The organism is Hymenobacter sp. BT730 (assembly GCF_030542105.1).
Classification (GTDB): domain Bacteria; phylum Bacteroidota; class Bacteroidia; order Cytophagales; family Hymenobacteraceae; genus Hymenobacter.
Window position 1 is genome coordinate 339,421 of sequence record NZ_JAUOFB010000001.1, and the last position, 26,682, is coordinate 366,102.

The following is a 26,682-nucleotide window of genomic DNA, read 5'->3' on the forward strand; positions in this document are numbered from 1 at the left end:
TGTAGAAGCAACGCGGTGCGGCTTAGAAGAAGCGCGGACGGTTGTCTTTGATATCTGCTTTGTTTTTGATGGCTTCGTAGATGGCACCATCCAGACGCGAGGAGCGCTGCACTAACAACTGACGCTTAATGGCATTGATGTCGGCGGGGGTGTCGAGCTTATCCATTTTGTTCAGTTGTACCACCAGCACGCCCTGCTCGCCTTGGATAGGAGCTGACTTCTGACCGGGCTTCAGGCCGAATGCCGTGCCTACGGCCACCGGCTCATTACCGATGCCAGGAATCATGCCGGCACCCATAGCAATATTGTCGGCTTTGTTTACCTGGGCACCCTGACCATAAGCGGCTGCCATTTGCTCCAGCGTGCCGGTTTTACCCTGCAGCTTGGCCATAATCTGCTTAGCCTTCTCTTCGTTGCGTACCAAAGCGGTTAATTCAGGCTTTACGCTGGCCAGATCAACGGTGCCTTTTTCGCGGGTGCCGGTGAGTACTGCTACCACGTACTGGTCGTTGATGTCAAAAACCTCCGATACGTCTCCGATGTCGGTTTTCTTGCCGTCGTTGTAGTAAGCCCAACGTACCAGCTCGCGGGCTCCCTGCAGGTTATTCACCGTCTGGGCGCCTTTATCGAGGCCTTTCGCTTCCTGCTTCTGCAGAGTTTTGTCAGCCGCAACCGCTGCGCGGAACGACTCCAGGTCGGTGGCTTTGCCTTTCAGCTCCTGGGCGCGGGCATAAGCGGCTTCGCGAGTAGCATCAGAAGGAGTAATGGACTTCTGCACGGCGGCGACCTGATAGGTCTGGGTGGTTTTAGGAGCCGTTACTTTGATGATGTGGTAGCCGAAAGAGGTTTCTACCGGGTTGGGCAGCAAGCCGGCCGAAGAAGCCGCGAATACGGCGTTTTCGAACTCAGGCACCATGCGGCCCTTGGTGAACCAGCCCAGGTCGCCGCCGGTGGCGGTAGTACCGTCTGAACCATACTGACGAGCCATGGCTGCGAAATCAGCACCACCTTTGATTTTAGCGAGTACTTCTTTGGCTTTGGCCAGCGCCGCCGCTTTGGCAGCGGGAGTAGCGTCGGCGGGCTTGATGAGGATGTGGCTGGCGCGGGCGGCTGGCTGCGCGCCGGCTTTCGTTCCGGTTACTTTGAACAGGCTGTAGGTGCCGTTCTCGGCATAAGGGCCATATACTTTGCCAGGTGTGAGGGGCAGGTTCTGGCGCAGCTTCTCGGGCAGATCAGCCGGCGACAGGTAAGCACCGTTGTAAGGATACTCGGGGTCAGTGTTCAGCTTCACGAACAGGGAGTCATTCGGAGCCGAAGCAAACTGCTGAGCCAGCTGGTCGATAGTACTTTTAATCGAGGTGCTGTCTTCCACAGAAGCCGTAACCGGGATGGTTACATATTCAATGGTGCGGCTCTCTTCTGATTTGTACTGGCTCTTGTGCTTGTCCAGGTACGCCTGCAGCTGGTCATCGGTCACTTTCACGGCCGAATCGGAGATGGAGAAGTACGGAACCAGCAGATAGCTGATGCTGGCCCGGGAATTGTTGTCCTCCGCAAAGCGCTTGGCTTCCGCCGACGTGACGTAGGTAGAGAGCTTGATGAGGTTGTTGTACTTGTTGCCGAGGCGCTCGGGCGCCAGGTTGGCTTCGAAGTTGTACCAAGCATCCTGAGCCTGAGGAGGCAGCTTGTCCAAGTTGCGCAGGTATTCCAGCACACGGTTGCGGTCAAACTGGCCAGTCTTGGGGTCAGTGAAAGCCTGCTTAATGCTGGGGTGAATGTTCTTGCCCTGCACCATATCGGTCAGTTCCTCGTCCGATATTTTCAGTCCGAGAGCGTCGAACTCCTTCTGGAAGGCCAGACGGTAGAGAATCTTGTTCCAGGCCTGCTCGCGCAGGTATCCCATCGTGGTTTCGTCGGGCTGACGCTGGTTCTGAGCAATAAAGGCTTGCTTAGTATCCTCCAGTACGCGCTGATACTCATCGTATTCCACTTTCTCGCCCGCAATTTCGCCTACGACGGTTTCATTACGGTTGAAAAGACGGTTTTTGCCCCCAATAAGGTCGCCACCGACAATAAAGAGCAGCATCCCGATGGCAACGGTGCCGACTGCCCAGCCCGATTTTTCCCGAATCGTTTTAATTAATGCCATTTAGTTGAAAAAAGCGCGGTAAGAAAAGTAGAATGAGGCGCAAAATAACCAGAATCCCCCGGACATTCAAAGCTAATCCGCAGGCAACCAGGCAAAGTGCGAGTGCCGCCGCTTGTGCCGGTAGCTACCAGAGGGTTATTTGCGGGCCCGCGGACGCGCAGCCGGCGTTTTGCGAGTGTTTTTTGCGGGGGCTGGCGGGGTAGTGGGCGGTGCCGTAACGGGCTTCCGGCCTAGAAACCGGTAGAGCAGCAGACAGCTGAAAGACAGCATAAACAGCCAGTAATTGTCCATTACGGCATTTTTGTCGTTCTGCTCTATGGTCTGGTAGGTGGCAATGATAAAGGCAACCAGTGCTACGGAAAACAGCACCGTGCGAAACAAGGACTTATCGAAGCGGAATTTCATGGATTATTCGGCCGCTGGGGGCTCAACAGTAAAAATACCGGCGGGCTTCAGGATTTTATAGCGCGAAAATTCCTGATTGGCCGTCAGACCGGTACCGGTCAGGATTTCCGTCTGGGTTTCTACCCGCACAAACTTGTCGGTATAAATTGTTCCCTTCTGCTTGTTGTAATACAGCTCCTCGGTGCTCAGCTTCTGCTGCTTTTCCGAGTTGTTCACCCGCACATTGCCCCGCACCAAGTATAGGTTGCTGTTCCGGTCGAACTTGCCGTAGTTGCCGCTAAGCGTATTGACAACCTGCTTATCCTTCCCGAAAAAGACTACCTGCATTCCTTTTGGAAAAATTTGGTCGCCGTTCTCAAACTGCTGCTGCACAGGTGCGGTCAGCTTAATCTGCAGCTTAGCCGAGTCACTGAATAGCAGCGTTACCTTCTGGCTTTCCAGCAAGGGGCCCTTGTACACCACCGGCTTCACACTGGCTGTCGATTTTGACTCGCAGGCGGTGCCCAACGCTGCCAATAGCAACCCGCTCCAAAGCCAATGCCTGCCGTGGCTGCTCATGCTGTTCGAAGTATAAGCCTGGTTATTCTATGCGGCGCTTGATAAACCAGCGGTTGTTCAGGGTGAAACCCAGCTGAGCGCGCACATAGTCCTCCTGAATGTTGCCCTTGGGAAAAGCCGTGCTGACATCGGTATTACCCCGCATACCATAAGTAAATGAGAGGTTTACATTGGCTGCATCCAAAGGCGTAGCCGTGGGCACCGGCAGGGTAAATCCCCAGCTAATAGACCGGTCATAGAGGGTTTGCCCAGCAGGGCGGTAGGGCATAGAAGCTACGCTTAGGCCTACCCGGTAGGTTACCCGCTTGAAATAGCTGTCCACAGAAGATGGATCAGGCGTCAGCTCGCCCCCGGCGGCTACCCGGAAAGTATTGTCCAGTGGGGTGGTATTAGTACCTCTGAAACCCCGGTAGTCCGACCACTTAGTGTGGCTGGCATCAGCCGCCAACGTCCAGTTCTTGTTATTATCGAAGGAGATACCACCCTGAATGGTGGAGGGCAGCGTTGCGGCACCGGTCTGCTCATCCTGCACCGTAGTGCGCTCTACCAGAGTACCATCTATCTGTTCACGGTCCAGCACCACGGAGTTGGTGCCGTCCAGCTTTGAGCCAAACGTGTACGTGCCGCCCACGTTCAGATTCAGGTTGCTGTTGAGCGCAGTGCGGTAATGAGAACCCACCCGGAAGTGGAAGTCAGAATAGTAAGTATGTTCCCCTACGATGGAGGTAGTAGTGGCTGCGTTGATAAAGGTAGTATCCGTCAGCAGTGTTGCCTTGGTCTTCTGATCAATAGCCCCGAAGATATAAGACGCCGTAACGCCCAGGGTAAGGCCTTTGGCAACCTTCACTCCTTGCGCGAGGTAGACCTGGCTAAGGCTGCCAGAGCCCTCATATTCCTTCAGGGAGCGGGCATTAGGGTCGCCGGCAACTCTATCCACCGATTTTGTTTCGAAGTCAACGACGCTATAGGGCCGTAACCCCAGCGAAGCAGCCCACCGACTGGAAAGCGGCACGGCCAGCGCCAGATAGCCCAGCGTAGCACTGCCATCTTTCTGGGAGGCCTCGTTGTTTTTCACCGTTTTGTACTGGCCGTTCAGGCCCAGCTCAAAGGTGGTGCGCGTGGTATAGAACAGCAGGGCCGGGTTCTGGTCGTTTACATGCGCGCTATTGGGCGCGGCCAGACCAGCCCCTCCCATTCCCTGCTGACGAATGCCTCCGGTATTAGGAACTTCGTCGCCTAAGCCCAACCGGGAATAAGGCGAGTTACCGAGACCTTGTCCCTGGCTGCGAGGAGCGGCCAGCGCACTGAGTACTACCAAGCCAACGAAGCCGGCGAATTTCTTACTTGACATTATGCACCAGAATTCGGTGAAGCCCGAGCAGAACCAACTCGGGAATTGCAAAGATGCGTCCTTTCAGCCGCGGTTCAAAGAAAGGCCCGTCGCCACCGGTCAGAACGGCCGCCAGATGCGGGCTGTGCTGGCGGTACGCGGCCAGTATTCCATTCATTTCGGCGGCCATTCCGTTCACTACACCGCTACGAATGGCCGACTGCGTATCTGTACCGGTAAGGGGCACGTCGTCAGCCAGCGGGGGCGCCGATATCAATGGCAGCCGCCCCGTGAAAGTATGCAAGGCCTGAAACCGCAGCTGCAGCCCCGGCGCAATGCTACCACCCCGAAACGTATGCCCCCCTTCTACCCAATCAGCTTTCAGCGCCGTTCCGGCATCGAGGATCAGAGCGTCCTGCCGCGGGAAGAGAGTGGCTGCCCCCACAGCGGCCGCTAAACGGTCAGCTCCCAGCGTATGGGGCGTAGCGTAAGCATTTTGAAGGGGAATGGCAGTAGTAGCAGCAGAGAAAGGCAGCACCGTTCCACGAACGTACGGCTGCATTTCCTGCACCCACTCCTCTACCGGACGAGTTGCGACCGTGGCAATAATGGCATGATCCGGGCACAAGCGGGAAACGGTTTCCACTACTTGGTCCGGAAGCAACCCGGCCTCCTGCTGCACCAACTCACCCTCCACAAAATAGCCCAGCTTTGCCGCTGTGTTACCAATGTCGAGGGTGAGTAAGTGCATAGAAGGCAGAAGATGTTGCCAAGAGGAGTCGGCTTCCCCGTTCGGGGTTGCTTTCTACATGAAATATTTCAGGCGGATAACCTCTTTCTCTGACAGGAAGCGCCATTTACCGCGGGGCAGGTCCTTCTTCGTCAGGCCAGCATACTGTACGCGGTCCAGGGTTATTACATCATAACCCAGGTGCTCGAAAATGCGGCGCACAATGCGGTTACGACCAATGTGAATCTCAACCCCCACGAAATGCGGGTTGCCAGCCACTACAGCCACGTCATCTACCTCAGCCTTGCCATCTTCCAGCTCCACCCCGGCTGTAATCTGCTTCAGGTGCTCCTCCGTCAGGGGCTTGTCTAGCTCTACCTGATAGATTTTCTTGTTTTTATGCGAGGGGTGCGAGAGTTTCTGCGCTACTTCCCCATCGTTAGTGAACAGCAGCAGCCCCGTGGTATTGCGGTCCAGGCGGCCTACCGGGAAAATACGCTCCTTCGAGGCACTGGCTACCAGCTCCATTACCGTCCGGCGACCTTCTGGGTCCTCCGTGGTGGTGATGAAATCCTTGGGCTTATTCAGCAGCACATACACCAGTTTTTCGCGGTTCAGGTTGGTTTTACCGTACTGCACCGTGTCGGTAGGCTTCACTTTGTAGCCCAACTCGGTAATTACCTCGCCATTCACCTTGATTTCGCCCGCAACAATCAGCGAGTCAGCTTCGCGGCGGGAACAGATACCAGCGTTAGCGATATAGCGGTTCAGGCGAATTTCGTCGGAGTTGGTTTCTTCTTCCTCGCGACGGCGCTTGTTGCCCCGGTTTTTATCGTCCTCGTAAAACTTGAGGTTCTTGTATTCGGGTGCTTCACCGGCTACTTCGCCATACTTCAGCTTGCCCGCACGGTTAGAAGGTACATCCCGCCCGGCGCGCTTATCAGCGCCGGCTGGACGTGCGTCGCGCTTCTCGAAAGGCCGCTCGCTTCTTTCCCCATACGGGCGTGCTTCCCGCTTGTCGCCGTACGATGGACGGTCTTTGCCCGCATCACCGTAAGGCCGCGCCTCCCGCTTGTCGCCATAAGGGCGAGCCTGCGGCCGGTCGCCGTAGGCGGGACGGCTGTTACTTTCTTTTCGGTCACCATAAGGGCGGCTGCTGCTGTCTTTGCGGTCTGGAGCCGGACGGCTGCCAAAGGCGGGTCGCTCCCCAAAGCTGCGGGGGCTGGCACCACCTTCGCGGCGGTCAGGCGCACTACGAGGCCGCTCCCGCTCAAACGTGCCTTCATCCGGACGACCCCGAAAATCAAAGGGACGGGCAGGACGAATTTCACGGTCCGGACCCAAGTCCGCGCCGCGCTCCGGGGCACGATATTCGTCGTTGTTGTAAGGCTTAGAGGGAGCTGCTGCGGGTGCCGGGTTGGGACCCACCTTATTGAACTTGCGGTTCCGCTCACCCCGGTCGCCGCGGGGTACGGCAGGCTTATCCTCGTGCCGATACGGCTGGCCGGGCCAGGTAGCTTTGGGCTCAAAAGGTTTTACCGGGCGCTCGTCGCGGTAGCCGGAGCTGCTTTCGCGGCGGTCATCATACTGACGGCGCGGCGCATCCCGGTCAAAGTCGCGCTTGGGGCCAAACTTCTTGTCGCCGTAGCTGCTGGCACCACCAAATTTCTTGGGGCCGCCGTAGCCGCCTTGCCCACCCTGAGGTGGACGCCCGAAGGCCGGGCGGGAGCTGAAGTCTCCGCCCCGGGGTGCTGAGTTGCTACCAAAGCGGCGCTCATTGCCGGCGCCACCATCGGAGCGGCGGGGGGAGGAGAAATTGCGGGAGTTGTCGGAGCCTCTGGAAGGACCAGTGGGGCGGTTGCCCGTGCGGCCCCGGCTGCCGGGAGTATCGTCGGAGAAATGTTTCTTGCCCATAGGTGCAGGCTTGCGTGCCGTATCGCTACGGTACAGATTCAAAAAGGGTATTAAAAAATCAGGGTTTTCGAGAAACGAAAACTCAGAGAAAACAGTGCCCGGACCAGCGGCGCAGCCCAAACGGGCAGCCGGCCGTTAGTCCGGGCAAAACTTAAATGCGGCAAAAATTAGTCTCGCCGCGCCATTTTGGCTTCAATAGAATGCTGGGTGTGCGGCACAGCACGCAGGCGCTCTTTGGGGATAAGCTTGCCCGTGCCGATGCATACGCCGTAAGTGCCATTTTTAATGCGCACCAGAGCATTTTCCAACTGCTGGATGAACTTCATCTGGCGGGCGCCCAACTGGTTCAGGCTTTCCTTTTCCGCAGTATCAGCACCATCTTCCAGCACTTTTGAGGAGGAAGCGGTATTGTCGGTACCCGAATCGTTCTTACGGCTCAGTGTCTCTTTAATAAAAGCTACTTCCTTGCGGGCTGCAGTGAGTTTGTCTTGAATAATCGCCTCAAACTCGGCCAGTTCTTCCCTGGAATAGCGTAGGGTTTCTTCACTCATGGGAACAGGGAATTAATAATATGAGAGTTAGTAAAATACCGGATAGTCTTACCAAATCTAAGATATGACTTAACAGCAGGCATTTCAATTTAGTTTGAATTTGAAACGCTGACGAAAGTCCTTCTCGGCTTTCGCAAACCTTTCCCGGATTAATACGGCCGCAAAGCTACGCTTTTGTTGTGAACAGCCATATTTCTACTCGGCCCAAACGGGAGTTTCGTTGCTTTAACTCCTTAAAAGCCTAGCATATGAATAGCGGCCACGGCTCCTTCTACACCTTTGTTGCCATGCTTTCCCCCTGCCCGGTCCCAGGCCTGCTCCAGGGTATTTGTAGTTACCAGCCCAAAAATGACCGGTTTGTTGAACTTTAACCCCACCTGCGTGATGCCTTGGGCTACGGCGTTATTGATGTAATCGTCGTGCTTGGTTTCTCCCTGAATTACGACGCCCAAGCATATAACGGCGTCTATTTCCTCATGCTGCGCCAGGAGTTGGGCTCCAAGGGTCAATTCAAAGCTGCCGGGCACAGTGTTGCGGTAGATGTTCTCTGCCTTGGCACCATGCTTCAATAACGTGTCATAGGCTCCCTGACTAAGGACGTCGGTTATTTCCCGATTCCATTCGGCTACGACTAAGCCAAATTTCTTCTCGCTGATGTCGATGAAGTGGTCGGAAGTATAGTCGCTTAAATTTTTGAGGGAGGTGGCCATGCTGGTCCGGTCGTGCGGTCTAAATCGTAAACTAAAACTGCGCCCCTCCTCACGGAAGAGCGCAGCTTCTATTGCTTGTTCTGAATTTCTATTTGGCTGACAAGCCCTGAGCGCGGGCTTTGTACTGCTTGGCTTCGTTAGCTTCTGTAGCGGCTGGATATTCGGTCAGGATCTTGTCATATACCGTTACGGCACCAGCATAATCCTTAGCCAGCTCCAGGGCGGTTGCCTGCTTCAGCAGGTAGCCTGGCGAGAAGTATTCATTGGCTTTGTATTCGGCAGCCTTCTCGTACAAATCGGCTGCTTCTTTAATTTTGCCCAACTCCAGGTTAGCATCACCCTGCAGCGCATAGGCCCGGGCCTGTACCAGCTCATCATCGGAACTGAAGTCTTGCAGGTAATCAATAGCCTGCTGGAATTTGCCCTCCTTCAAGGAAGCTGCGCCAGCATAAAAGTTGGCCAGGTTGCCTGCTTTTGTGCTACCATATTCCGAAGCTACCGTTTCCAGCCCTTCATATTGTCCGTCGCCTTTCATGGCCTTCTTCACCGAATCCGCCTCCCAGTAATTAACCGCCTGAAAAAGAGCACCTTGCGCTTTTTCATCCTGCTTATTACGCCAGGTATACCAGCCGAAGGCTCCTACTACCGCCAGAATTACCACCGTAAGGATACCGAGCAGCAGATTTTTATTGCTCCGCACGAAATCTTCCGAGCCAGCCAGCCGGGCAGCCAGCGCATCCGGGTCTTCCAACAAAGGATGCTCCGGATTTAGTGCTTCCGGATTTGGCTGCGAAGGATCAGCAGGCACCTGGTTTACCTGGTTACGGTTCAGCGGACTGTTCCGCGTGTAGGGAATCTTTGACATTACTTGATTTCAGAAAAGCGGCGGTGAAGCCGGTTAATACTCCGCTCCGGAACTAGTCGCGGATATAAGGATAGTCCTGCTGAACATACACGTCCTTGAACAACTCATCGGCGGTGGGATATGGCGAGTTCTCAGCAAACTCTACCGACTCCTGTACCTGCGCTTTGATCTTTTCATCGATGGCAGCCAGTTCTTCTTCCGTTGCCATCTTGTTGGTCAGGATGGTGTGGCGGACTGATTCAATGGTGTCGCGGGAGCGGTAGTCTTCCAGTTCCTCCTTCGTCCGGTACTTGGCGGGGTCACTCATGGAGTGGCCCTTGTACCGGTAGGTTTTAAACTCCAGGAACGTGGGGCCTTCGCCGGCACGGGCGCGCTCAGCAGCGCGGGCCACTGCATTGTGCACATCCTCTACGCTCATTGCATTCACCGGCTCCGAGGGCATGTCGTAGCTCTCTCCTAAGGTATAGAGCTCCGTAACGTTCGACGTACGCTGCACGGAAGTGCCCATAGCATAGCCGTTGTTTTCTACCACGAAGATTACCGGTAGCTTCCAAAGCATCGCCATATTGAAAGCTTCGTGCAGGGCACCCTGACGAACAGCCCCATCGCCCATGTAGCAGATGCAGAGGTTGCCGGTCTTGTTATACTTCTCGGCAAAGGCAATACCGGCACCCATCGGAATCTGAGCTCCTACGATGCCGTGGCCACCCACGAAGTTTACCGCCTTATCAAAGATGTGCATGGAGCCTCCTTTGCCTTTGGAGCAACCGGTGGCTTTAGCAAACAGCTCGGCCATGATGGCATTGGGCGAGGTACCCAGGGCGAGAGGATGCGCGTGGTCACGGTAAGCAGTAATCCACTTATCTCCTTTAGTCAGGGCAGATACTGCCCCCGCTACGCAGGCCTCCTGGCCAATGTAAAGGTGGCAGAAGCCTTTGATTTTCTGCTGGCCGTATAGCTGACCAGCTTTCTCTTCAAACTTGCGCATGAGCACCATTTGCTCATACCACTGCATATAGGTCTCCTTCGGAAACTGAGGTTTGTCCGTAGAGGTAGCTCTCGGAGCCGCAGCATGCGGATCACCAGCTGGTGGCATAACCGGATCAGGTTGCTTTACCGTATCCGGGTTTACCTTCTTGTCTTTACCTGCAGCTTTCGGAGCCGGCGATTTTTTCGCCGAATTGGAAGCTTTTGGGGTAGCCTTTACTTTCGTCTCCGCCATCTTGCTTTCGGTTGTTCGCGTTTGGGATGCGAAAGTACGTAAAAGGATTGCAATTCCGAACCGAATGATACTGGATAGTCTATACCTATTGTTCTTCAAAAACTACGATGAAGCCTCTCTTCGGCTGTCTCCGCATATCAACTGTTTCGTGGGAGACAATGGTAGTGGCAAGACGAATCTGCTGGACGCTATTCATTATCTGTGTTTGACGAAAAGTGCCTTTACCTCCGCCGATGCTCAGAGTATTAAGCAAGGGGAAGAATTCTTTGTTGTTAAGGGTCGTTTCCGCTCGCCTCCTACTGATACATTGGAGACCATTCAGTGTAGCTTGCGTACGGGGCAGAAGAAAGCCCTGACCCATGATAAGCAAGCCTATGAGCGAATATCAGATCATATTGGGAAGTACCCGGTCGTGCTTATTTCTCCTTATGATACAGACCTGATCCGACAGGGTAGTGAAGAGCGCCGCAAGTTTTTTGACTCCTTCATTTCTCAGCTCGACCATGCCTATCTGGAATTGCTAATTCGCTACTCGCACCTACTGAAGCAACGCAACTCTCTGCTTAAGCTGGCCACCGAACGGCAAAGTGGTTATGACCGGGAGTACCTGCTAGTATTGGATGAACAGCTTACTCCTATGGGCGAGCAACTCACCCAGCATAGGCAACAGTTCCTCGACGAGTTTACGCCTATTTTCCAGCGCCACTATCAGCAGCTGGCCGATGGCCGGGAGGAAGTTATCCTGGAATACAAAAGTCAGCTGAGTGGCTCCGAATTTGGCAAGCTGCTCCGGATAAATGAGCGAAAGGACCTGCAGCTTCAGCGCACTACCATCGGGCCCCATAAAGACGATTTTGTTTTTTTAATGGATGGCTTGCCAGTAAAGAGCTATGGCTCTCAAGGCCAGCAGAAGTCTTACGCCATTGCGCTTAAGCTGGCACAATTTGAAATGGCGGCCACCCTAAAAGGCCATAAGCCTTTGCTCTTGCTCGATGATATTTTTGACCGCCTGGATGAGCGGCGAATTACCCGCCTGCTGCAGTTGGTAGCTGATCAAACCTTTGGTCAGGTATTCCTAACGGATACTCACCTGGAACGGACTGATCAGATCCTGGCTTCTTTATCGGAGCAGGTAAGTCGGTTTCTGGTGAAACGTGGCACTGTCCGGGCATTATAAAACCCTTCGGCCTCCTTTCTCACCTATCTTTGCTATTGGTCAGCCAGCGCAATTCCGCGCGTTATAATACCACTCCGCTTTGAAAAAGCATAATTCCAATCCAAATTCCCGTCAGGCAGATATTGTTCCGCTTAAGGATGGTATTACTGCTCTTCTAAAGGCATACCGCCTCCAGGGCAAGCTTAATGAGGTAACCGTGGTAGCCAGCTGGGAGCGAGTGATGGGTAAGGCGGTAGCGATGAAAACGCAACAGGTCTATGTGAGCAATGGCAAATTGTTCGTGCGGCTCAGCTCGGCCCCACTTAAACACGAGCTGGTAATGGCGAAGACCCGTGTATTAGAGATAATCAATGCAGAGGTAGGCGAGCAGGTTATATCCGAGGTCATCTTCTTATAAGCCGTACTACGTCTAAGCTGTTTTCTTTTTAGCTGAGCAGGACCTCCCCTAGCTCAGCTTTTTTATGTCTTCCCATTTTTGAGGCATTGCTACTTTCTCGCAATAAGCAGCCACACATTACAGCCCTTATATCCAGTAGAGAGCTTGGCAGGTTGCCTCTTTGCTTTCTTTAAGCCAAAAGCGTTTTAGGGTAATCTGCCTTCTTTCTAAGAAGGCTTTTTTATTCTCCTCGCCCCTGTGGCCTTCGGGTCTTATCCTAAGTTCTTATCATGGCACCTACCTGCTTACCCTTTGCTCGTTTGACCTTGCTTCAGGCACCACAATGCGCCCTAAAATCCCAGCATTGCACAGGCAGTTTTTCCGTGTTCTGATATACTCCCAGGCTACCTCCTGCTCCCTCTGCCTTTTGGTCTTTACCTGTGTTTTAGCGACAGGTATAAGAACCCTTTAACTACACTTCTTTTGCCCTTCGTTAATGGTTTGAACACTGGCAACAAGTTGTGATAGCACCCTCCTATTAGCCTTATATCTCTTCTCTTTTACCCCCCCCCCATTAATCACCCGGCTTCTCCTCATCACTATTTCGTGCAACGCCTCCTTTATTACGGTGTCCGCTACTCCGGTTAAACAAAAATGTTTCACGTGGAACATTTTTGTCAGCGAGGGCCGTACACTTTCATGAGCAACTCATTGTAAGACTCCAGCAGGGCTATGTACTTGGTCTGAAGGGCCATTAGTTGTTTAGCGTAGTCCTGCTCTGGAAATGATACAGAGGAATGTGTAACATGAGCACGCTGCGCAACAGGTGTAACAGGTGTAATATGATGAGAAGATGATACAAAAGGCAATGTAGTTTGTTGCAGAGATGTAAAATCGTTCGAAAAATCATGAGAAATAATTTCTCCGATACGTTTTACAAAAGCGTAATCAAGTGTTTCATCTTTGAATTTACGGTAGATAGTAGGGCGTGTAATACCCAGTTCTTCCACTATACGAGTGATAGAAATACCGCTGTTTTTAATGGCTTCCTGCAGGATTTCGCCCTGATGTGGCATAATATGAGGGTGTATTACCGGGGAAATGTAAAGATGTAAAAAACGGACAAACAATACAAATATGACACGCAACAGGAGTTACAAAACAACAGTGTAACAAATGTATCATTACACAAATAGATACACATTTACATTATACAGATTACATGATACACATTACAAAACAGAAATTCATTTTACACATAATGTTTATATCGTTTTACAATAATGTATTTCCTTGCTTCTAGCTCAATTAAAAAGCAGAAGAACCACTCAATCTGTTCGGGGTACACCCCTACTAATAAGTACAGCAACAGACAGCTCAACTGTAATAAGAGTAGCACGAGGGTTCATCACCGATGGCAACAGAATTAGCCTTCTAAGAGCGCCAACAAACGGTCTGGATAATCGGTAGTAATCCCATCTACATGTAGTGCAATGAGACGCTCCATAATTATTGGATCGTTCACTGTCCAGGGCACCAAGCGCATGCCCTGCGCATGTACGGCTGCTACCAGCTCGGCCGTAACCAGAGTAAAGCGCGGCCCATAAATAGCGGGTATAAAACCCAGCCTTTCCAGATGATCAGAAAGCGGAATTCCATCCTCCACAAGTAGGCACAAAGGCATCTGAGAATACAAGGCCTGGGCGACCTGCAGAATGCGGTAATCAAAACTGAGTATTGTGGTAAGAGAGTAAAATGCTGATGAGGAAACTACCTCCATAACGAGCTCGACAAAGCGCGCCGGCAGGGGATGAAAGAGACCATCTCCACTAGGCTCACTCTTGATTTCAATACTAAAACGAGGAAGAGAGCGGCCCGTAGCGCGGGCTGCCATATACACCTGCGTTAGCACGTCGCGGAGCAATGGTTTGATAGCAGCCAAAGGCTGTTGCTGGGGAAAGCCCGGGTGTTGGGTTAGGCCACAGTCATACTGTTGAATAACGCTGTAGGAAAGCTGAAACAGGTTATGCTGTTGCTCAGTCTCCACCGGAATAGGCTGACCAGATGGTAAACGGCAGATAGCAGCCGAGAACCACGGCTCATGTGATACGACTACCTGGTTATCGGCGGAAATGACAACGTCCAGTTCCAGGACATCAACCCCCAATGCCAGAGCATGCAAAAATCCAGGCATGGTATTTTCTGGTCGCAAGCCCCGGCATCCTCGGTGGCCATGAACTTCTGGGCGGGGAATATTGGTAGGATCTGGCATAGACGGTATCTACGCGCGCAAGCTTATGTAGGGCATAAAAAGGCACCCTGCTCCTCTCCAACTACTGCTGAACGTATAAAAAGCATGAAAAAAATTCTGATCCTAACTGTCCTTGTTGCCTTGAGTTTGGGCGGATACCTATACTATAAGCGGCTGGTTAATGGGCCGGAATATGCCCTAATGCAGGCGGTAAAAGCCGCCAAAACCCACGATGTAGCTACGTTTGAGCACTACGTGGACTTGCCTAGCCTAACAGATGGACTGGTAGAGCAGATGACCGATGAAAGTGTACTGGAAGCAATACCTGGGGGGAAAGGCTTCCTAATGCAGGGGGCGCTCCGCTTAATCAAGCCCCAGCTGAGCCAGTTGGCGCGCCGGGAAATAGTGCGCTACATTGAGGCTAACCCAAACGAAGCAACAAGGCCGGCCCTTCCAGTGAAGGTGCTAGGTATGGCTGGTGCCATCATGAGCCCGGATAGTCGCTTCAAGGGGATAAAGTACAATCAGCAACAAGGCAACGAAGCGCTAGTTGGCCTGGAGTTTACCCAGCCCCGCTACGATACTACTTTGGTACTGGAAGTAAAGCTGCAAAGTATGGGTGACCATTGGCAGGTGAAGCAGATTACCAATGGCGGGCAACTAGCGCGACAGATGGCACAGCTGGAAAAACGACGAAACTTGCAGCAATAATCGTCTCCTTACAGCTACTATAAAGAAACGGCCCTCTGCAATGCTGCAGAGGGCCGTTTCAGTGAAAGGCAGAAAGCCTAGGCTTTGCCGCGGCCTGCGAAGAGGTAGTAGATGATGAGGCCAGCCAGAGGGAAGATGAAAATGATGACCGCCCACATCAGCTTCTTGCCAATGGACCATGGCTGACGGAAAACATCAATCATGGCCAGAATGTCTAGGGCTAACAGAACATATCCCCAGGTTGCAAGGCCGCCGTTTGCGTTGTAGCGGCTGCAGGAGGAAGTAACTAGCAGCAGAGCCAGCATAGGCAGCGCCAACGCCAGTCGGTTCAGGTACGGTGCAAGCTTATTCATAACAGGGAGAGTTATAAGAATGGAAGGAAGAGATTTAGCCACTCTTACGCACTATCCCCAGATTGGATATAAATATGCTAATACTATTGCATTAAATAACTGATATTCAAATAGTTAGGAGATATATTCCAGAATCTTTCCCATAAAATAAGGGCCCACTTCCGGAATAAGAGACAGGGTTAGAATGACTCCATACAGGGCACCATAAAAGTGGGCATCGTGGTTGATATTATCGCCCCGCTTACGCCCCATATAGTAGGAATAGCCCAGGTACAGGAAGCCGAAGATGAAGCCAGGAATATCGAAAGGCAGGGGGAAAATACGGATGCCGGCGGTGGGCTGGAACAATACGCTGGCAAAGATGACGGACGCCACCCCACCCGACGCTCCCAGGCTCCGATAATCCCGGTCGTCGCGGTGTCGGATATAGGTGGGCACATCGGAGAGAATAATGCCGCCCAGATACAGCAGCAGAAAAGCCAGCAGCCCCCAGGTGGTGCCAAACTGATCAACAAACACGCCTTCTACAATGGGGCTGAAGGAGTAGAAGGCCAGCATATTAAAAATCAGGTGCATCCAGTCGGCATGCAGGAAGCCGGAGGTCAGGAAGCGGTACCATTCGTGCTGGCGCTTTACCTTATAAGGACTCAGGATCCAGCTTTCCAGAAGGTCGTGATTAGACCAGGCGTAAACAGAAATAGCGCCGGTGAGAAAGGTTAAAACGAGAGTGGGGCTCAGATTGAGCATGAGGAAGAGGAAAACGTGAAAAAGGAGCCTTTACAACGCTCCAAAAGATCTAAATGAGGCAAGCATAGCTTCGAAGAGGGAGATGCTGCCAGAAGCCAAAAAACGATGATAAAAAACGGGCTTAGCTTTCCCGCTCCATGAGTTGAAGAGCCAGCAGGCGCAGCGGCTCTTTGCGGTCAGTAGGGGCCGCTACCCGCTCGAGGTGGTGCAGGGCATCCTGAAAGTAAGTATTGATAAGCGCCTCCGTCTGGGAGCGAATAGCCAGCTCATCGTAGATAGCACGTACAGCCTCTACCTTAGCAGCGGTATCGGTTACCGGCTGGCCAATGTAGCGGGCCAACTCGGCGCGCTGGGCGGGGTTAGCCTGAGCCTGAGCCGTGAGCAGTAGAAAGGTTTTCTTATCGGATACGATGTCGCCCCCTACCCGCTTGCCGAAGGTAGCGGCGTCGCCGTACACGTCCAGCAGGTCGTCGCGGAGCTGGAAAGCCAACCCAATATCGGTACCGAACTGGCGCAGGTGGTCGGCATCTTCCTGAGTAGAACCACCCAGCAAGGCGCCCAACTCCAGGGCAAAGCCCAGCAGCACGGCCGTCTTCAGCCGAATCATGTCCAGGTACTGCTCAATGCTGACCTCCGATTCGGTTTCAAAATTCATGTCCCACTGCTGACCTTCGCATACCTCGGCGGCCGTCTGGCTAAAGCGGCGCAGCACCTGAGGCAGCAGCTCGGGGCGCACATCCAGGAACAGCTCATAAGCCCGCACCAGCATCACGTCGCCGCTCAGAATGGCTACGTTGGCGTTCCATTTTTCGTGCACCGTGGGCTGGCCCCGGCGTAGGGGCGCCTGATCCATAATGTCGTCGTGCAGCAGCGTGAAGTTGTGAAAGACTTCGGTGGCCAGCGCGGGTTTGATAATGGGGTCGAGGTCGTCGGTGAAGAGGTGCGCGCCCAGTAGGGTGAGCAGGGGCCGGATGCGCTTGCCGCCCAGTCCCATGATGTAGCGAATGGGCTCGTAGAGGGCGGTGGGCTGGTCGCCGTAGTGTAGCTGAGTCAGGCCGGCGGAGAGTTTATCAGCGAAAAAAGAAAGGTCCACGGAAAAGCGGGTACGGTTCAGGGGGAAAGGTACGGAGGAAACCGATGGAGCCCGATTTTGTCAGGCGCTGGTGCATTTCATTTGCGCAGCCCCTGTGGCAGGGCCGTCTAGCAAAAAGCCCCTGATGTCCCGAAAGACGCCAAGGGCTTTTCCATTAGGCACGTGATATGCTACCTTCTGCGGTTGCCGCCTTTGCTGCCGGGCTTGCCGCCACCACTGCTGCGCTCGGGGCGGTAGCCGCGGGGCTTGCTGTTGCGGCGCTCCTCCTGCTCCCGCTGCTTCACGAAATCGGGGCGGTTATCTACCAGCTCAAAGTCGATGGTGCGGTCCAGTAGGTTGGCGGCTTTTACTACCACCTGCAGCTCGTCGCCGAACTGGATGATGCGCTTGCTGCGCTGGCCCACGATGCGGTAGTTGTCTTTGTCCAGCTCGAAATAGTCGCCGGGAATGTCGCTCAGGCGCACCATGCCTTCGCACTTATTCTCCTCAATTTCGATGTACATCCCCCACTCCGTGAGGCCTGACACCACGCCGGTAAACTGCTCGCCGATAACCTCGGACATGAACTCCACCTGCTTGTACTTGATGCTGGCGCGCTCGGCATTGGCCGCAATCTTCTCCCGCTCCGAGGAGTGCTTGCATTCTTCCTCAATGGGCTCCACTTCCTTGTTCTTGCCGCCTTCCAGATAGTGCTCCAGCAAGCGGTGCGCCATCATATCGGGGTAGCGACGAATAGGGGAAGTGAAGTGCGAATAGTGGTCGAAAGCCAGGCCGAAGTGCCCACGTGGATCGGTGGTGTACGTGGCCTTGGCCATGGTGCGGATAGCCAGCGTCTGGATGACGTTTTGCTCCGGCCGGCCCACCACTTCCACCGACAAATCGTTGAGCTCGGCGCTCAGCTTTTTGGGGTTGGTCAGGTCCAGGGTATGGCCAAACTTCTGGGCAAAGAGCGCAAAGTTCTGCAGACGGTCCGGGTCGGGGGCGTCGTGCACGCGGTACACCATAGTGAGGCGCGGCTTGCGGTTTTTGAGCTTGAATACAAACTCGGCCACCTTGCGGTTAGCCAGCAGCATGAACTCCTCAATCATCTTGTGCGCGTCCTTGCGCTCCTTCACATACACGCCCAGCGGCTTGCCGTTCTCATCCAGGCGGAATTTCACCTCTTGGGTTTCGAAGCTGATAGCCCCCTGCTTGAAGCGGGCCGCGCACAGCTTTTTGGCAATGCTGTTCATCAGCTGAATCTCCTCGGTGTAGTCGGCTTCCAGGCCTTCAATCCGCTCCTGGGCTTCTTCGTAGGCGAAGCGGCGGTCGGAGTGAATGATGGTTTTGCCAAACCACGAATCGTAGAGCTTGCCTTCTTCATCCAGCTCAAATACGGCGGAAAAAGTCAGCTTGTCTTCGTGGGGGCGTAGGGAGCAGAGGCCATTGGAGAGGCGCTCGGGCAGCATCGGAATTACCCGGTCTACCAGATACACGGAGGTGGCGCGGTGCTTGGCTTCGCGCTCCAGCTCGGTGCCGGGGCGCACGTAGTGGGTTACGTCGGCAATGTGCACGCCAATTTCCCAGCGGCCATTGTCCAGCTTCCGAATCGAGAGGGCATCATCAAAGTCCTTCGCGTCGGCGGGGTCAATGGTGAACGTGGTGATGTTGCGGAAGTCGCGGCGGCGGGCTATTTCAGCATTGTGAATGGCTTCAGAAATAGATTCCGACTCGGCTTCCACTTCAGCGGCAAACTCAAACGGCAACCCAAACTCGGCCATGATGGCGTTAATCTCGGCTTCGTTCTGACCCGCCGGGCCAAAGCTGCGCACCACTTCCCCTACCGGCGAGCGGCTGGGGTCTTCCGGGAAGTCAATGATGCGCACGAGTACCTTCTCGCCGTTGCGGGCTTCCTGCAGGTTCTCGAAGGGCACGAATACATCGAAGTACAGCTTACGGTTGTCGGGCTTCACAAACCCGATACCACCCTGCACCTGCAGGCGGCCCACTACTTCCGGGCGCACCCGCTTGATAACCTCCACTACGTCGCCAACGGGGCGGCCGTCGCGGGAGCCGCGCAGGCGTACACGCACCGTGTCGCCGTGCATGGCATACATCAGCCGGTCGGTGAACACGCGCACGTCCTGCTCGCTCTCTTCACTGATGATGAAAGCGTATTTGTCGGTGGCCAGGGCCACGGTGCCGGTTATCACTTCGGCCCCAGGAGCGCCATGCTCCCGCCTGCGGCGGGCACCCGTGGGCTCGTCACCGGGGAAGTCGAAACCAGCTTCGCGGCGGCGGTGCACCACCGGGTCCTGACCAAACTCGGACTCCACGGGGCGGCCACCACCCCGGGGCTTCATGTCTTCTTGTTTTCTGCGCGTATTCCGGCCGCTGGCGGGCTCGGTGGCCTGCTGCAGAGCACTGGCATCAGTCAGACGATAATCGTCGTTCTGAAGCAGTGTAAGCAGGCCGGTTTTGCGCAGTGCCTTCAAATGACTGAAGACATCGTCGCGCTGTTCTTTGGTGGTCACGCCTAAGCGGCGGGAGAGTTGGCGGTAGGAAAATACTTTGCCCGGGTTGTCGCGGAAGATGCGGAATAGCTGGTCTTTGCTGATTGGGGCAGCGGCGGCGTTGCCACCGCGGGTCGCCTTCGCGCGAGGGGCGCGGGGGGCGGCAGAGTCGTCTTTTTCTTTCATGTAGAAAACGGGCCGCCAGTGGTTGTCTTTTTCGCAGGCGGCGGGGTTGAGTAAGAGGAAAGCTTCGGAGTTGTTACGAAGCTTCCGGAAATAAGGTAATAGCGCCCTAAAGGGGCTTTGGAAAGATGATACGGAATATATCGGCGAATAACTATTTCTAGCCGAAAATGCGAGGTTATGGTTGGGTTAAGGATAGCAACGAAGCCTAATTAAGTACTGTCATGCTGAGCTTGTCGAAGCATCTCGCGTGCTGAGGTTTTAGTGCTATACCGCCATAGCGAGATACTTCGACAAGCTCAGCATGACGTTTTAGTTGGTAAGACTCACTCGCTCCTACGCCCGACTGGCTACGGCGGCACGGATATCAGCTGGCTCATCTTTGGGAATAGCGGCCAGCAGCTGGCGGGTGTATTCGTGCTGCGGGTTAGCGTAGACCTCGGCAGCAGGGCCGCTTTCCACAATCTGTCCCTGCCGCATTACCAGGATCCTGTCGCTCATGAAGCGCGCCACCGACAGGTCATGGGTAATGAACAGGTAGGTGATGCCAAATTCCCGTTTCAGGTCGTTGAGCAGGTTGAGCACCTGCGCCTGCACCGATACGTCCAGGGCAGATACGGCTTCGTCGCAGATGATGCATTTGGGTTGCAGGGCCAGAGCCCGGGCAATGCAGATGCGCTGGCGCTGGCCGCCACTGAACTCATGCGGGTAGCGCAGGTAGTGCTCCTCCTTTAAGCCCACGGTGCGCAGCAGCTCCAGCACGCGGGCCTTCTGTTGTTGCTTGGTGCCGCCTACGCCGTGCACGCGCATGGGCTCCAGAATTGCTTCGCCAATCGTCATCATCGGGTTCAGGGCCGCATATGGGTCCTGAAACACCATCTGAAACTCCCGGCGCCGGCGACGCAACTCACCAGCCGGCAGCAGAGCCAGATCAACCCCTTCGAACAGCATACTGCCCGAGGTTGGTTCCACCAGCCGCAGCAGCGTGCGGCCCAGGGTGGTTTTGCCGCAGCCCGACTCCCCTACTAACCCCACCGTTTCGCCGGGATAAATATCAAAGCTCACCCCATCCACAGCCCGCACGTATTCTGTCTTGCGGCGCAGGAAACCCTTCCGGATGGGAAAGTGCACGTTCAGGTTTTCTACCTGCAGCAAGGCTTTCGTTTGGCGCACCTCGGGGTTGGCGGCAAGGCCTGATTGAGGCTGTTCCAATACCTGCTCTACCTCCACTTTAGGCGGCTGACCAGCGGCGTAGTTAGCAGGAATACCTGGTGGCTCCGTTATCGGCGGAATGACGGCTGCGTCAGCGGGCAAGGGCTGGCCCGTTTCAGCGGCAGCAGCCGTTTCCAGGCCGAAAACAGGCTCTTTTGGGCGTGAAACAGAATGTTCCACGGGGAACGTTTTGGTGATTTCAGCGCCGTTGTAAGAGGATTCACCTGTTTCAGCAATAGGCAGTTGCACCGCGGCACTTTCCGTCGTAATGAAGCTTCCATCGGCCGTTTCCTGCATAAAATCGGCTACAACGGGTAATCTTTTTCGGCCCACCGATAATTTTGGGCGGCAAGCCAACAGGCCTTTGGTGTAAGGGTGCTGGGGGTTGGTGAAGATGTCCAATACGGCCCCCTGCTCTACCACGCGGCCGCGGTACATGACTAGAATACGGTCCGCAATTTCCGCTACCACGCCCAGGTCATGGGTAATGAAGATGACGGCCGTGTTGTGCTCCCGGCGCAGGTCGTCGATGAGGCGGAGCATGCGGGCCTGCACGGTTACGTCCAGGGCAGTGGTAGGCTCGTCGGCAATGAGAATGGCGGGGTTGCAGGCCATGGCCATGGCAATCATCACCCGCTGCTTCTGGCCGCCGCTAATTTCGTGGGGGTAGCTTTTGAAGATCTTTTCCGGGCGCGGCAACTGGGCCATGGTGAACAGCTCCACGGTGCGGGCTTCGGCTTCCTTTTCACTCAACGTGGTGTGCAGGCGCAGAGCTTCTACCACCTGGCTGCCGCAGGTATACACGGGGTTCAGGGAGGTCATCGGCTCCTGAAAAATCATGCTGATGTCGTTGCCGCGCACCTGCTGCAGCTCTTTATCGGTCAGCTTTAGCAAGTCCACCTCCCCCAGCGCCTCCGACTGAAACCAGGCCTCGCCGGTGGTAATCCGGCCGGGCGGCAGCGGAATCAGGCCCATTAAAGCCAGCGACGTCACCGATTTTCCCGAGCCCGACTCGCCCACAATAGCCAAGGTTTCGCCCCTTTTCAGCTCAAACGAGATACTATCCACGGCCCGCGTGTTGCCGCGGTGGCTGGCGAAGTCAATAGTGAGGTTACGAACGGAGAGAATGGGCTGAGACACGGACGGCAGGTAGCACGAAGCAACGCTTCGCAAGTGAGGCAGGTAAAGATACGTGCTGAACGATTGTAGCACGCTAAGCATCATCTACACGCAAAACGGCCCGCTGGAACTAGTCCGGCGGGCCGTTTGGGCTGTTAATGGGTGACGTTAGGCTACTTCCGAGGCTTCGGCATCGCGACGGGCCTGAGCAGCGGCAACATCATCGGCAGCCAAAGGGTGTGCTTGCGCATGGTGCCCGAAAAAACGGTTCTGGAATACCAGAATCAGCACAACGCCCACAAAAATAGCGGCATCGGCAATGTTGAAAATAGGCCAGAGAGACAGGTGCGTGCCCCCTACCAACGGCCAGGACATGGGCAGGAAGCCTTCGTAGATATCCACGTACAGCATGTCAATTACCTGCCCATGAAACCAGGGCGTAGGCGAGCCAAAGGGGGAATTGTCGTAGATAACGCCGTAAAAAATGGAGTCGATGACGTTCCCGATGGCGCCGCCCAGAATCATAGCCACGCACACGATAAAGCCATTAGGCGCGTGCTGCTTCCACAGCTTGTAGATGTAGTAGGCAATACCTGTCACGGCTACCAACCGGAAGCTGGTGAGCAGAATTTTACCGTAGGGCGGCGGCAGTTCCACGCCGAAAGCCATGCCCGGATTCAGCGTGTAATGCAGCTTAAACCAGTCGCCGAGCAGGGGAATTTCACCGGGCATACCCATGGGCATGTAGCGGTGCACGGCCCACTTCGAGAGTTGATCAATGACGATGACCAGCAGCGCCACCAGGTAGTATTTCCAGTACTTCATTCGTGAGAAGTGAGAGGTTAGAAGTGAGAAGTGAGACTTCGCTCTGACGTAGTGTCAGCATCGGAACCTCTCCCCTCTCCAGGTACAAAGTGACGAAGAATTTTAGACTTTCCGGTGGGAAGCGTCCTGTCCTTTCTTCTGCCCTCTGGTATATATTTTTCGGGCGTTTTGTGCCCTTTTGAGCCGATTTAGCGGGGCTGCAAAACGCTTTGTGCGGCGGTGTGCCAACCGACCTTTTACAGAATCGGTTGGCACTTCAGCCTCAGCCGTTTGCGACTTCCAGCTGCACCGGCACCTTATACTCATCAAATTCCAGCACGGAACCGCCGTTTACATCGGCCGCGAAATTCAGAGCCAGGGCCTGCACTTCGGTGCGGATGTAGTCGCCGAACGACTGCACGGCGGCTTCCAACTCGGGCTGCTGGCCCAGGGTCACGCGGATTTTGTCCTGCACTTCCAGGCCGCTGTCTTTACGCAGGTTCTGCAGGCGGTTTACCAGCTCGCGGGCCACGCCTTCCTGGCGCAGCTCCTCGGTCAGGGTTACGTCCAGGGCCACGGTCAAAGGGCCGTCAGTGGCAACCAGCCAGCCGGGCAAATCGTCGGTGCGGATTTCTACGTCGTCGGGGGCGAGGGTATAGGTTTCGCCTTCGATTTCCACGGTCAGCTGACCGGTTTTTTCCAGGGTGCTGATTTCCTCGGCCGTCATCTGCTGAATCCGGGCCCCTACTACCTTCAGTTTCGGCCCGTATTGCTGGCCCAGGCGCTTGAAGTTGGGTTTCACGGACTTTACCAGCACACCGCTGGTATCATCGAGAAACTCCACGTGCTTCACGTTCACCTCGGCGCAGATCAGGTCTTCTACCTTGCCTACCTGCTCCCGCGTGGTGTCGTTCAGAACGGGCACCAGAATACGCTGCAGGGGCTGGCGCACCTTCAGCACCGACTTTTTCCGCAGGGAGTGGGTGAGCGAAGAAATACGCTGGGCCAGTTCCATTCGCTCTTCCAGCGCCTTGTCGATGCGCGCCTCATCGGCCTGCACCAGCAGCGTGAGGTGTACCGATTCGGGCGCCAGGGGCGTGTTTTTGGCTACAGCCTCCTCGCGCATAGCGTCCGTCATGTTCTTGTAGAGCCATTCGCCGAAGAAGGGCGCAATAGGAGCCATAAGCTGGGCCACCACCACCAGGCATTCCTGCAGGGTTTCGTAGGCGGCGCGCTTATCCTGGGTCAGCTCGCCCTTCCAGAAACGGCGGCGAGAGAGGCGCACGTGCCAGTTGGAGAGCTGGTCAGTAACGAAATCCTGGATGGCGCGGGCGGCCTTGGTGGGGTCGTAGGCATCATAGTGGCCACGCACTTCCACGATGAGGGACTGAAGCTTGGAGAGAATCCAGCGGTCCAGCTCACTTAATTCCGAGTGCGGTACCCGGTCAAACTCGCGGGCCTGGAAGCCATCGAGGTTGGCGTAGAGAGCGTAGAACGAGTAAGTGTTGAACAGCGTGCCGAAAAAGCGGCGCTGCACCTCCGTAATGCCGGCCAGGTCGAACTTTAGGTTGTCCCAGGGCTGGGCGTTGGCAATCATGTACCAGCGGGTGGCGTCGGGGCCATACTGGCTGATGGTGGCAAACGGATCCACGGCGTTGCCGAGGCGCTTGCTCATCTTGTTGCCGTTTTTGTCCAGCACCAGGCCGTTAGCCATTACGTTTTTGAAGGCTACGGAGTCTTCCAGCATCACGGCCAGCGCGTGCAGGGTGAAGAACCACCCGCGGGTCTGGTCCACGCCTTCGGCAATGAAATCAGCGGGGAAATTCTTCTCAAACTTCTCCTTGTTCTCCAGCGGGTAGTGCCACTGGGCGTAAGGCATCGCGCCGCTATCAAACCACACGTCGATGAGGTCGGTTTCGCGGTACATGGGCTGGCCGGAGGGCGAAACGAGGAAAATATCATCTACGTAGGGCCGGTGCAGATCCATTTTCTGGCCGTTGGCCAGGGGGTTGTGGGTCATGATTTCGGCCGATACGGCCTTGTCAATCTCCTGCCGCAGCTGCTCCATGGAGCCAATGCACAGCTCCTCCGAGCCATCCTGGGTGCGCCAAATAGGCAAGGGCGTGCCCCAATAGCGCGAGCGGCTCAGGTTCCAGTCCACCAGGTTTTCCAGCCAGTTGCCAAAGCGGCCGGTGCCGGTGCTTTCCGGCTTCCAGTTGATGGTTTTGTTGAGCTCGATGAGCCGGTCTTTCACCGCCGTGGTTTTGATAAACCAAGAGTCCAGCGGGTAGTAGAGCACGGGCTTGTCGGTGCGCCAGCAGTGCGGGTAAGTGTGCTCGTATTTCTCCACTTTGAAGGCCGTGCCATCCCCTTTCATGCGGATGGCAATGCTTTCGTCCAGCGTTTTGTAGTCGGCGCCGGACTGGTCGTGGCCGTCGTAATTTTTCACCCAGCGGCCGCCAAATTCGCCCATTTGGGCTACGTAGCGGCCGGTGCGGTCTACAATGGGCGTGGGCTTGCCTTCGGCGTCCGTCACCATCAGGGCGGGCACGTCGTTCTGCTGCGCTACCCGGAAGTCATCGGCCCCAAAGGTGGGCGAGATGTGCACAATACCGGTACCGTCTTCGGTGGTAACAAAGTCGCCGGGAATTACGCGGAAGGCGCGCTCTTCCCCTTCAAAAGCCGGGAAGCCTTTGTCCTGGCCGAACAGCCGCTCATACTTGATGCCCACCAGGTCGGCGCCTTTGAAGGTGCTTTCGATGCGCCAGGGCAGCACTTTGTCGCCGGGCTTGAAGTCTTCAAACGAGGCATCTTTACCCTTCTCCGAGAAGTAGCGACCTACCAACGCCTCCGCCAGCACAACCCGAATAGGCGCGTAGGTATAGGGGTTGAAAGTGCTTACCAGCACGTAGGGAATGTTCTTACCCACGGCCAGACCGGTGTTGGCCGGCAAAGTCCACGGCGTGGTGGTCCAGGCGAGGATATACACCTCGGGCTCTGAATTGCCAAACAGTTTTTCCGATTTCTCGTCGCGCTTCACCTTGAACTGGGCCACAATGGTCGTGTCCTTCACGTCGCGGTAAGTACCGGGCTGGTTCAGCTCGTGCGACGATAGGCCCGTGCCGGCGGCCGGCGAGTAAGGCTGAATGGTGTAGCCTTTGTAGAGCAGGCCTTTGTCATAAAGCTTTTTGAGCAGGGCCCAGCAGCTTTCAATGTACTCCGGCTCGAAGGTGATGTAGGGGTCGTCGAGGTCTACCCAATAGCCCATTTTCTCGGTGAGGTCGTCCCACTGGGCTTTGAAGCGCATCACGGTTTCGCGGCAGCGCTGGTTGTATTCCTCAATGCTGATTTTCTTGCCGATATCCTCCTTCGTGATACCCAACTCCTTTTCCACCTGCAGCTCAATGGGCAGGCCGTGGGTGTCCCAGCCGCCTTTGCGGTTCACCTGCTTGCCCAGCAGCGTCTGGTAGCGGCAGAAGATATCCTTCACGGTGCGGGCCATCACGTGGTGAATGCCGGGGGCACCGTTCGCCGAAGGCGGACCTTCGTAAAACACGAACGTAGGCTGCCCTTCCCGGGTGCTCACGCTCTTCTCAAAGATGCCGTTCTGCTTCCACCACGCCAGGATATCGGTGCCGACCTGGCCGTAGTTGAGTGGCTGCTTGTATTCGGGGTAGTTCATTGAGTGGGTATGTTATAACAGAACGTCATGCAGAGGCGCGAGCCGAAG

22 protein-coding genes are annotated in these 26,682 nt (G+C 55.2%); 3 read left to right on the plus strand and 19 right to left on the minus strand.

Going from position 1 to position 26,682, the window contains the following annotated elements; all coding sequences use genetic code 11:
* Positions 1 to 22 precede the first annotated feature (22 nt).
* From Q4G72_RS01420 to pdhA, 10 genes are all read right to left on the minus strand, one after another.
* A complete protein-coding gene (locus tag Q4G72_RS01420; RefSeq protein WP_303309651.1) occupies positions 23 to 2,149 on the minus strand; it encodes a peptidylprolyl isomerase in 2,127 nt (708 codons plus the stop codon).
* A 135-nt stretch (positions 2,150 to 2,284) separates the two neighbouring features.
* Positions 2,285 to 2,554, minus strand: a complete 270-nt coding sequence (locus Q4G72_RS01425; RefSeq protein WP_303309652.1) for a hypothetical protein — start codon at positions 2,552 to 2,554, stop codon at positions 2,285 to 2,287.
* A 3-nt stretch (positions 2,555 to 2,557) separates the two neighbouring features.
* Positions 2,558 to 3,112 (minus strand): LPS export ABC transporter periplasmic protein LptC, encoded by a 555-nt coding sequence (lptC, locus tag Q4G72_RS01430; RefSeq protein WP_303309653.1) that lies wholly within the window; start codon positions 3,110 to 3,112, stop codon positions 2,558 to 2,560.
* A 22-nt stretch (positions 3,113 to 3,134) separates the two neighbouring features.
* Positions 3,135 to 4,463 carry a BamG family beta-barrel-assembly machinery protein gene (gene bamG, locus Q4G72_RS01435; protein WP_303309654.1) on the minus strand — a complete coding sequence of 443 codons (1,329 nt, stop codon included), beginning with the start codon at positions 4,461 to 4,463 and terminating at the stop codon, positions 3,135 to 3,137.
* Positions 4,453 to 5,193 carry a type III pantothenate kinase gene (locus Q4G72_RS01440; protein WP_303309655.1) on the minus strand — a complete coding sequence of 247 codons (741 nt, stop codon included), beginning with the start codon at positions 5,191 to 5,193 and terminating at the stop codon, positions 4,453 to 4,455. The genes bamG and Q4G72_RS01440 overlap by 11 nt, the downstream gene beginning before the upstream one ends.
* A 54-nt stretch (positions 5,194 to 5,247) precedes the next feature.
* Positions 5,248 to 7,086 (minus strand): pseudouridine synthase, encoded by a 1,839-nt coding sequence (locus tag Q4G72_RS01445; RefSeq protein ID WP_303309656.1) that lies wholly within the window; start codon positions 7,084 to 7,086, stop codon positions 5,248 to 5,250.
* A gap of 167 nt (positions 7,087 to 7,253) precedes the next feature.
* Entirely contained in the window at positions 7,254 to 7,637 is a 384-nt protein-coding gene (locus tag Q4G72_RS01450; protein WP_044510862.1) for a TraR/DksA family transcriptional regulator, read from the minus strand.
* Positions 7,638 to 7,870: 233 nt separating this feature from the next.
* The gene (gene ribH / locus Q4G72_RS01455; protein ID WP_044510860.1) at positions 7,871 to 8,347 is read right to left on the minus strand and encodes a 6,7-dimethyl-8-ribityllumazine synthase; all 477 of its coding nucleotides are present in this window, start codon (positions 8,345 to 8,347) and stop codon (positions 7,871 to 7,873) included.
* Positions 8,348 to 8,435: 88 nt separating this feature from the next.
* Positions 8,436 to 9,212, minus strand: a complete 777-nt coding sequence (locus Q4G72_RS01460) for a tetratricopeptide repeat protein (protein WP_303309657.1) — start codon at positions 9,210 to 9,212, stop codon at positions 8,436 to 8,438.
* Between the two features lie 52 nt (positions 9,213 to 9,264).
* On the minus strand, positions 9,265 to 10,308 hold the full coding sequence (gene pdhA / locus Q4G72_RS01465; protein WP_303309658.1) for a pyruvate dehydrogenase (acetyl-transferring) E1 component subunit alpha: 1,044 nt from the start codon (positions 10,306 to 10,308) through the stop codon (positions 9,265 to 9,267).
* 190 nt (positions 10,309 to 10,498) lie between these two features.
* On the opposite strand from pdhA, the gene recF reads away from it, so the two are divergent.
* Together recF and Q4G72_RS01475 are read left to right on the plus strand one after the other, a co-directional pair.
* Positions 10,499 to 11,611: a DNA replication/repair protein RecF gene (gene recF, locus Q4G72_RS01470; protein WP_303309659.1), complete on the plus strand. Its 1,113-nt coding sequence runs from the start codon at positions 10,499 to 10,501 to the stop codon at positions 11,609 to 11,611.
* A gap of 79 nt (positions 11,612 to 11,690) precedes the next feature.
* Positions 11,691 to 12,008, plus strand: coding sequence for a DciA family protein (locus Q4G72_RS01475; protein ID WP_303309660.1), 318 nt, complete (start codon positions 11,691 to 11,693; stop codon positions 12,006 to 12,008).
* A 656-nt stretch (positions 12,009 to 12,664) separates the two neighbouring features.
* On the opposite strand, the gene Q4G72_RS01480 is transcribed toward Q4G72_RS01475, so the two are convergent.
* On the minus strand, positions 12,665 to 13,063 hold the full coding sequence (locus Q4G72_RS01480; protein WP_303309661.1) for a helix-turn-helix domain-containing protein: 399 nt from the start codon (positions 13,061 to 13,063) through the stop codon (positions 12,665 to 12,667).
* Between the two features lie 350 nt (positions 13,064 to 13,413).
* A complete protein-coding gene (locus Q4G72_RS01485; protein ID WP_303309662.1) occupies positions 13,414 to 14,259 on the minus strand; it encodes a glycerophosphodiester phosphodiesterase family protein in 846 nt (281 codons plus the stop codon).
* Positions 14,260 to 14,343: 84 nt separating this feature from the next.
* Between Q4G72_RS01485 and Q4G72_RS01490 the strand changes: the two genes are divergently transcribed.
* A complete protein-coding gene (locus Q4G72_RS01490) occupies positions 14,344 to 14,949 on the plus strand; it encodes a DUF2939 domain-containing protein (protein WP_303309663.1) in 606 nt (201 codons plus the stop codon).
* 77 nt (positions 14,950 to 15,026) lie between these two features.
* Here the strand turns inward: Q4G72_RS01490 and Q4G72_RS01495 are convergent, their stop codons facing one another.
* The 7 genes from Q4G72_RS01495 to ileS form a co-directional block, all read right to left on the minus strand.
* The gene (locus tag Q4G72_RS01495; RefSeq protein ID WP_303309664.1) at positions 15,027 to 15,302 is read right to left on the minus strand and encodes a PLD nuclease N-terminal domain-containing protein; all 276 of its coding nucleotides are present in this window, start codon (positions 15,300 to 15,302) and stop codon (positions 15,027 to 15,029) included.
* Between the two features lie 114 nt (positions 15,303 to 15,416).
* Entirely contained in the window at positions 15,417 to 16,049 is a 633-nt protein-coding gene (locus tag Q4G72_RS01500) for a rhomboid family intramembrane serine protease (RefSeq protein WP_303309665.1), read from the minus strand.
* 121 nt (positions 16,050 to 16,170) lie between these two features.
* Positions 16,171 to 17,142 (minus strand): polyprenyl synthetase family protein, encoded by a 972-nt coding sequence (locus tag Q4G72_RS01505; RefSeq protein WP_303309666.1) that lies wholly within the window; start codon positions 17,140 to 17,142, stop codon positions 16,171 to 16,173.
* A 170-nt stretch (positions 17,143 to 17,312) separates the two neighbouring features.
* On the minus strand, positions 17,313 to 19,820 hold the full coding sequence (gene rnr / locus Q4G72_RS01510) for a ribonuclease R (RefSeq protein WP_303309667.1): 2,508 nt from the start codon (positions 19,818 to 19,820) through the stop codon (positions 17,313 to 17,315).
* Between the two features lie 333 nt (positions 19,821 to 20,153).
* Positions 20,154 to 22,169 carry an ABC transporter ATP-binding protein gene (locus Q4G72_RS01515; RefSeq protein WP_303309668.1) on the minus strand — a complete coding sequence of 672 codons (2,016 nt, stop codon included), beginning with the start codon at positions 22,167 to 22,169 and terminating at the stop codon, positions 20,154 to 20,156.
* A gap of 147 nt (positions 22,170 to 22,316) precedes the next feature.
* Entirely contained in the window at positions 22,317 to 22,973 is a 657-nt protein-coding gene (locus Q4G72_RS01520; RefSeq protein ID WP_303309669.1) for a lipoprotein signal peptidase, read from the minus strand.
* Positions 22,974 to 23,235: 262 nt separating this feature from the next.
* A complete protein-coding gene (gene ileS, locus Q4G72_RS01525) occupies positions 23,236 to 26,634 on the minus strand; it encodes an isoleucine--tRNA ligase (RefSeq protein WP_303309670.1) in 3,399 nt (1,132 codons plus the stop codon).
* Positions 26,635 to 26,682 lie beyond the last annotated feature (48 nt).

Coding starts and splice junctions, on each gene's coding strand:
- Q4G72_RS01440 (WP_303309655.1), bottom strand. CDS start 5,193: ATGCACTTACTCACCCTCGACATTGGTAACACAGCGGCAAAGCTGGGC.
- ileS (WP_303309670.1), bottom strand. CDS start 26,634: ATGAACTACCCCGAATACAAGCAGCCACTCAACTACGGCCAGGTCGGC.
- Q4G72_RS01445 (WP_303309656.1), bottom strand. CDS start 7,086: ATGGGCAAGAAACATTTCTCCGACGATACTCCCGGCAGCCGGGGCCGC.
- Q4G72_RS01485 (WP_303309662.1), bottom strand. CDS start 14,259: ATGCCAGATCCTACCAATATTCCCCGCCCAGAAGTTCATGGCCACCGA.
- Q4G72_RS01480 (WP_303309661.1), bottom strand. CDS start 13,063: ATGCCACATCAGGGCGAAATCCTGCAGGAAGCCATTAAAAACAGCGGT.
- ribH (WP_044510860.1), bottom strand. CDS start 8,347: ATGGCCACCTCCCTCAAAAATTTAAGCGACTATACTTCCGACCACTTC.
- Q4G72_RS01500 (WP_303309665.1), bottom strand. CDS start 16,049: ATGCTCAATCTGAGCCCCACTCTCGTTTTAACCTTTCTCACCGGCGCT.
- Q4G72_RS01420 (WP_303309651.1), bottom strand. CDS start 2,149: ATGGCATTAATTAAAACGATTCGGGAAAAATCGGGCTGGGCAGTCGGC.
- recF (WP_303309659.1), top strand. CDS start 10,499: ATGATACTGGATAGTCTATACCTATTGTTCTTCAAAAACTACGATGAA.
- Q4G72_RS01425 (WP_303309652.1), bottom strand. CDS start 2,554: ATGAAATTCCGCTTCGATAAGTCCTTGTTTCGCACGGTGCTGTTTTCC.
- Q4G72_RS01460 (WP_303309657.1), bottom strand. CDS start 9,212: ATGTCAAAGATTCCCTACACGCGGAACAGTCCGCTGAACCGTAACCAG.
- Q4G72_RS01495 (WP_303309664.1), bottom strand. CDS start 15,302: ATGAATAAGCTTGCACCGTACCTGAACCGACTGGCGTTGGCGCTGCCT.
- lptC (WP_303309653.1), bottom strand. CDS start 3,112: ATGAGCAGCCACGGCAGGCATTGGCTTTGGAGCGGGTTGCTATTGGCA.
- bamG (WP_303309654.1), bottom strand. CDS start 4,463: ATGTCAAGTAAGAAATTCGCCGGCTTCGTTGGCTTGGTAGTACTCAGT.
- rnr (WP_303309667.1), bottom strand. CDS start 19,820: ATGAAAGAAAAAGACGACTCTGCCGCCCCCCGCGCCCCTCGCGCGAAG.
- pdhA (WP_303309658.1), bottom strand. CDS start 10,308: ATGCCACCAGCTGGTGATCCGCATGCTGCGGCTCCGAGAGCTACCTCT.
- Q4G72_RS01520 (WP_303309669.1), bottom strand. CDS start 22,973: ATGAAGTACTGGAAATACTACCTGGTGGCGCTGCTGGTCATCGTCATT.
- Q4G72_RS01490 (WP_303309663.1), top strand. CDS start 14,344: ATGAAAAAAATTCTGATCCTAACTGTCCTTGTTGCCTTGAGTTTGGGC.
- Q4G72_RS01450 (WP_044510862.1), bottom strand. CDS start 7,637: ATGAGTGAAGAAACCCTACGCTATTCCAGGGAAGAACTGGCCGAGTTT.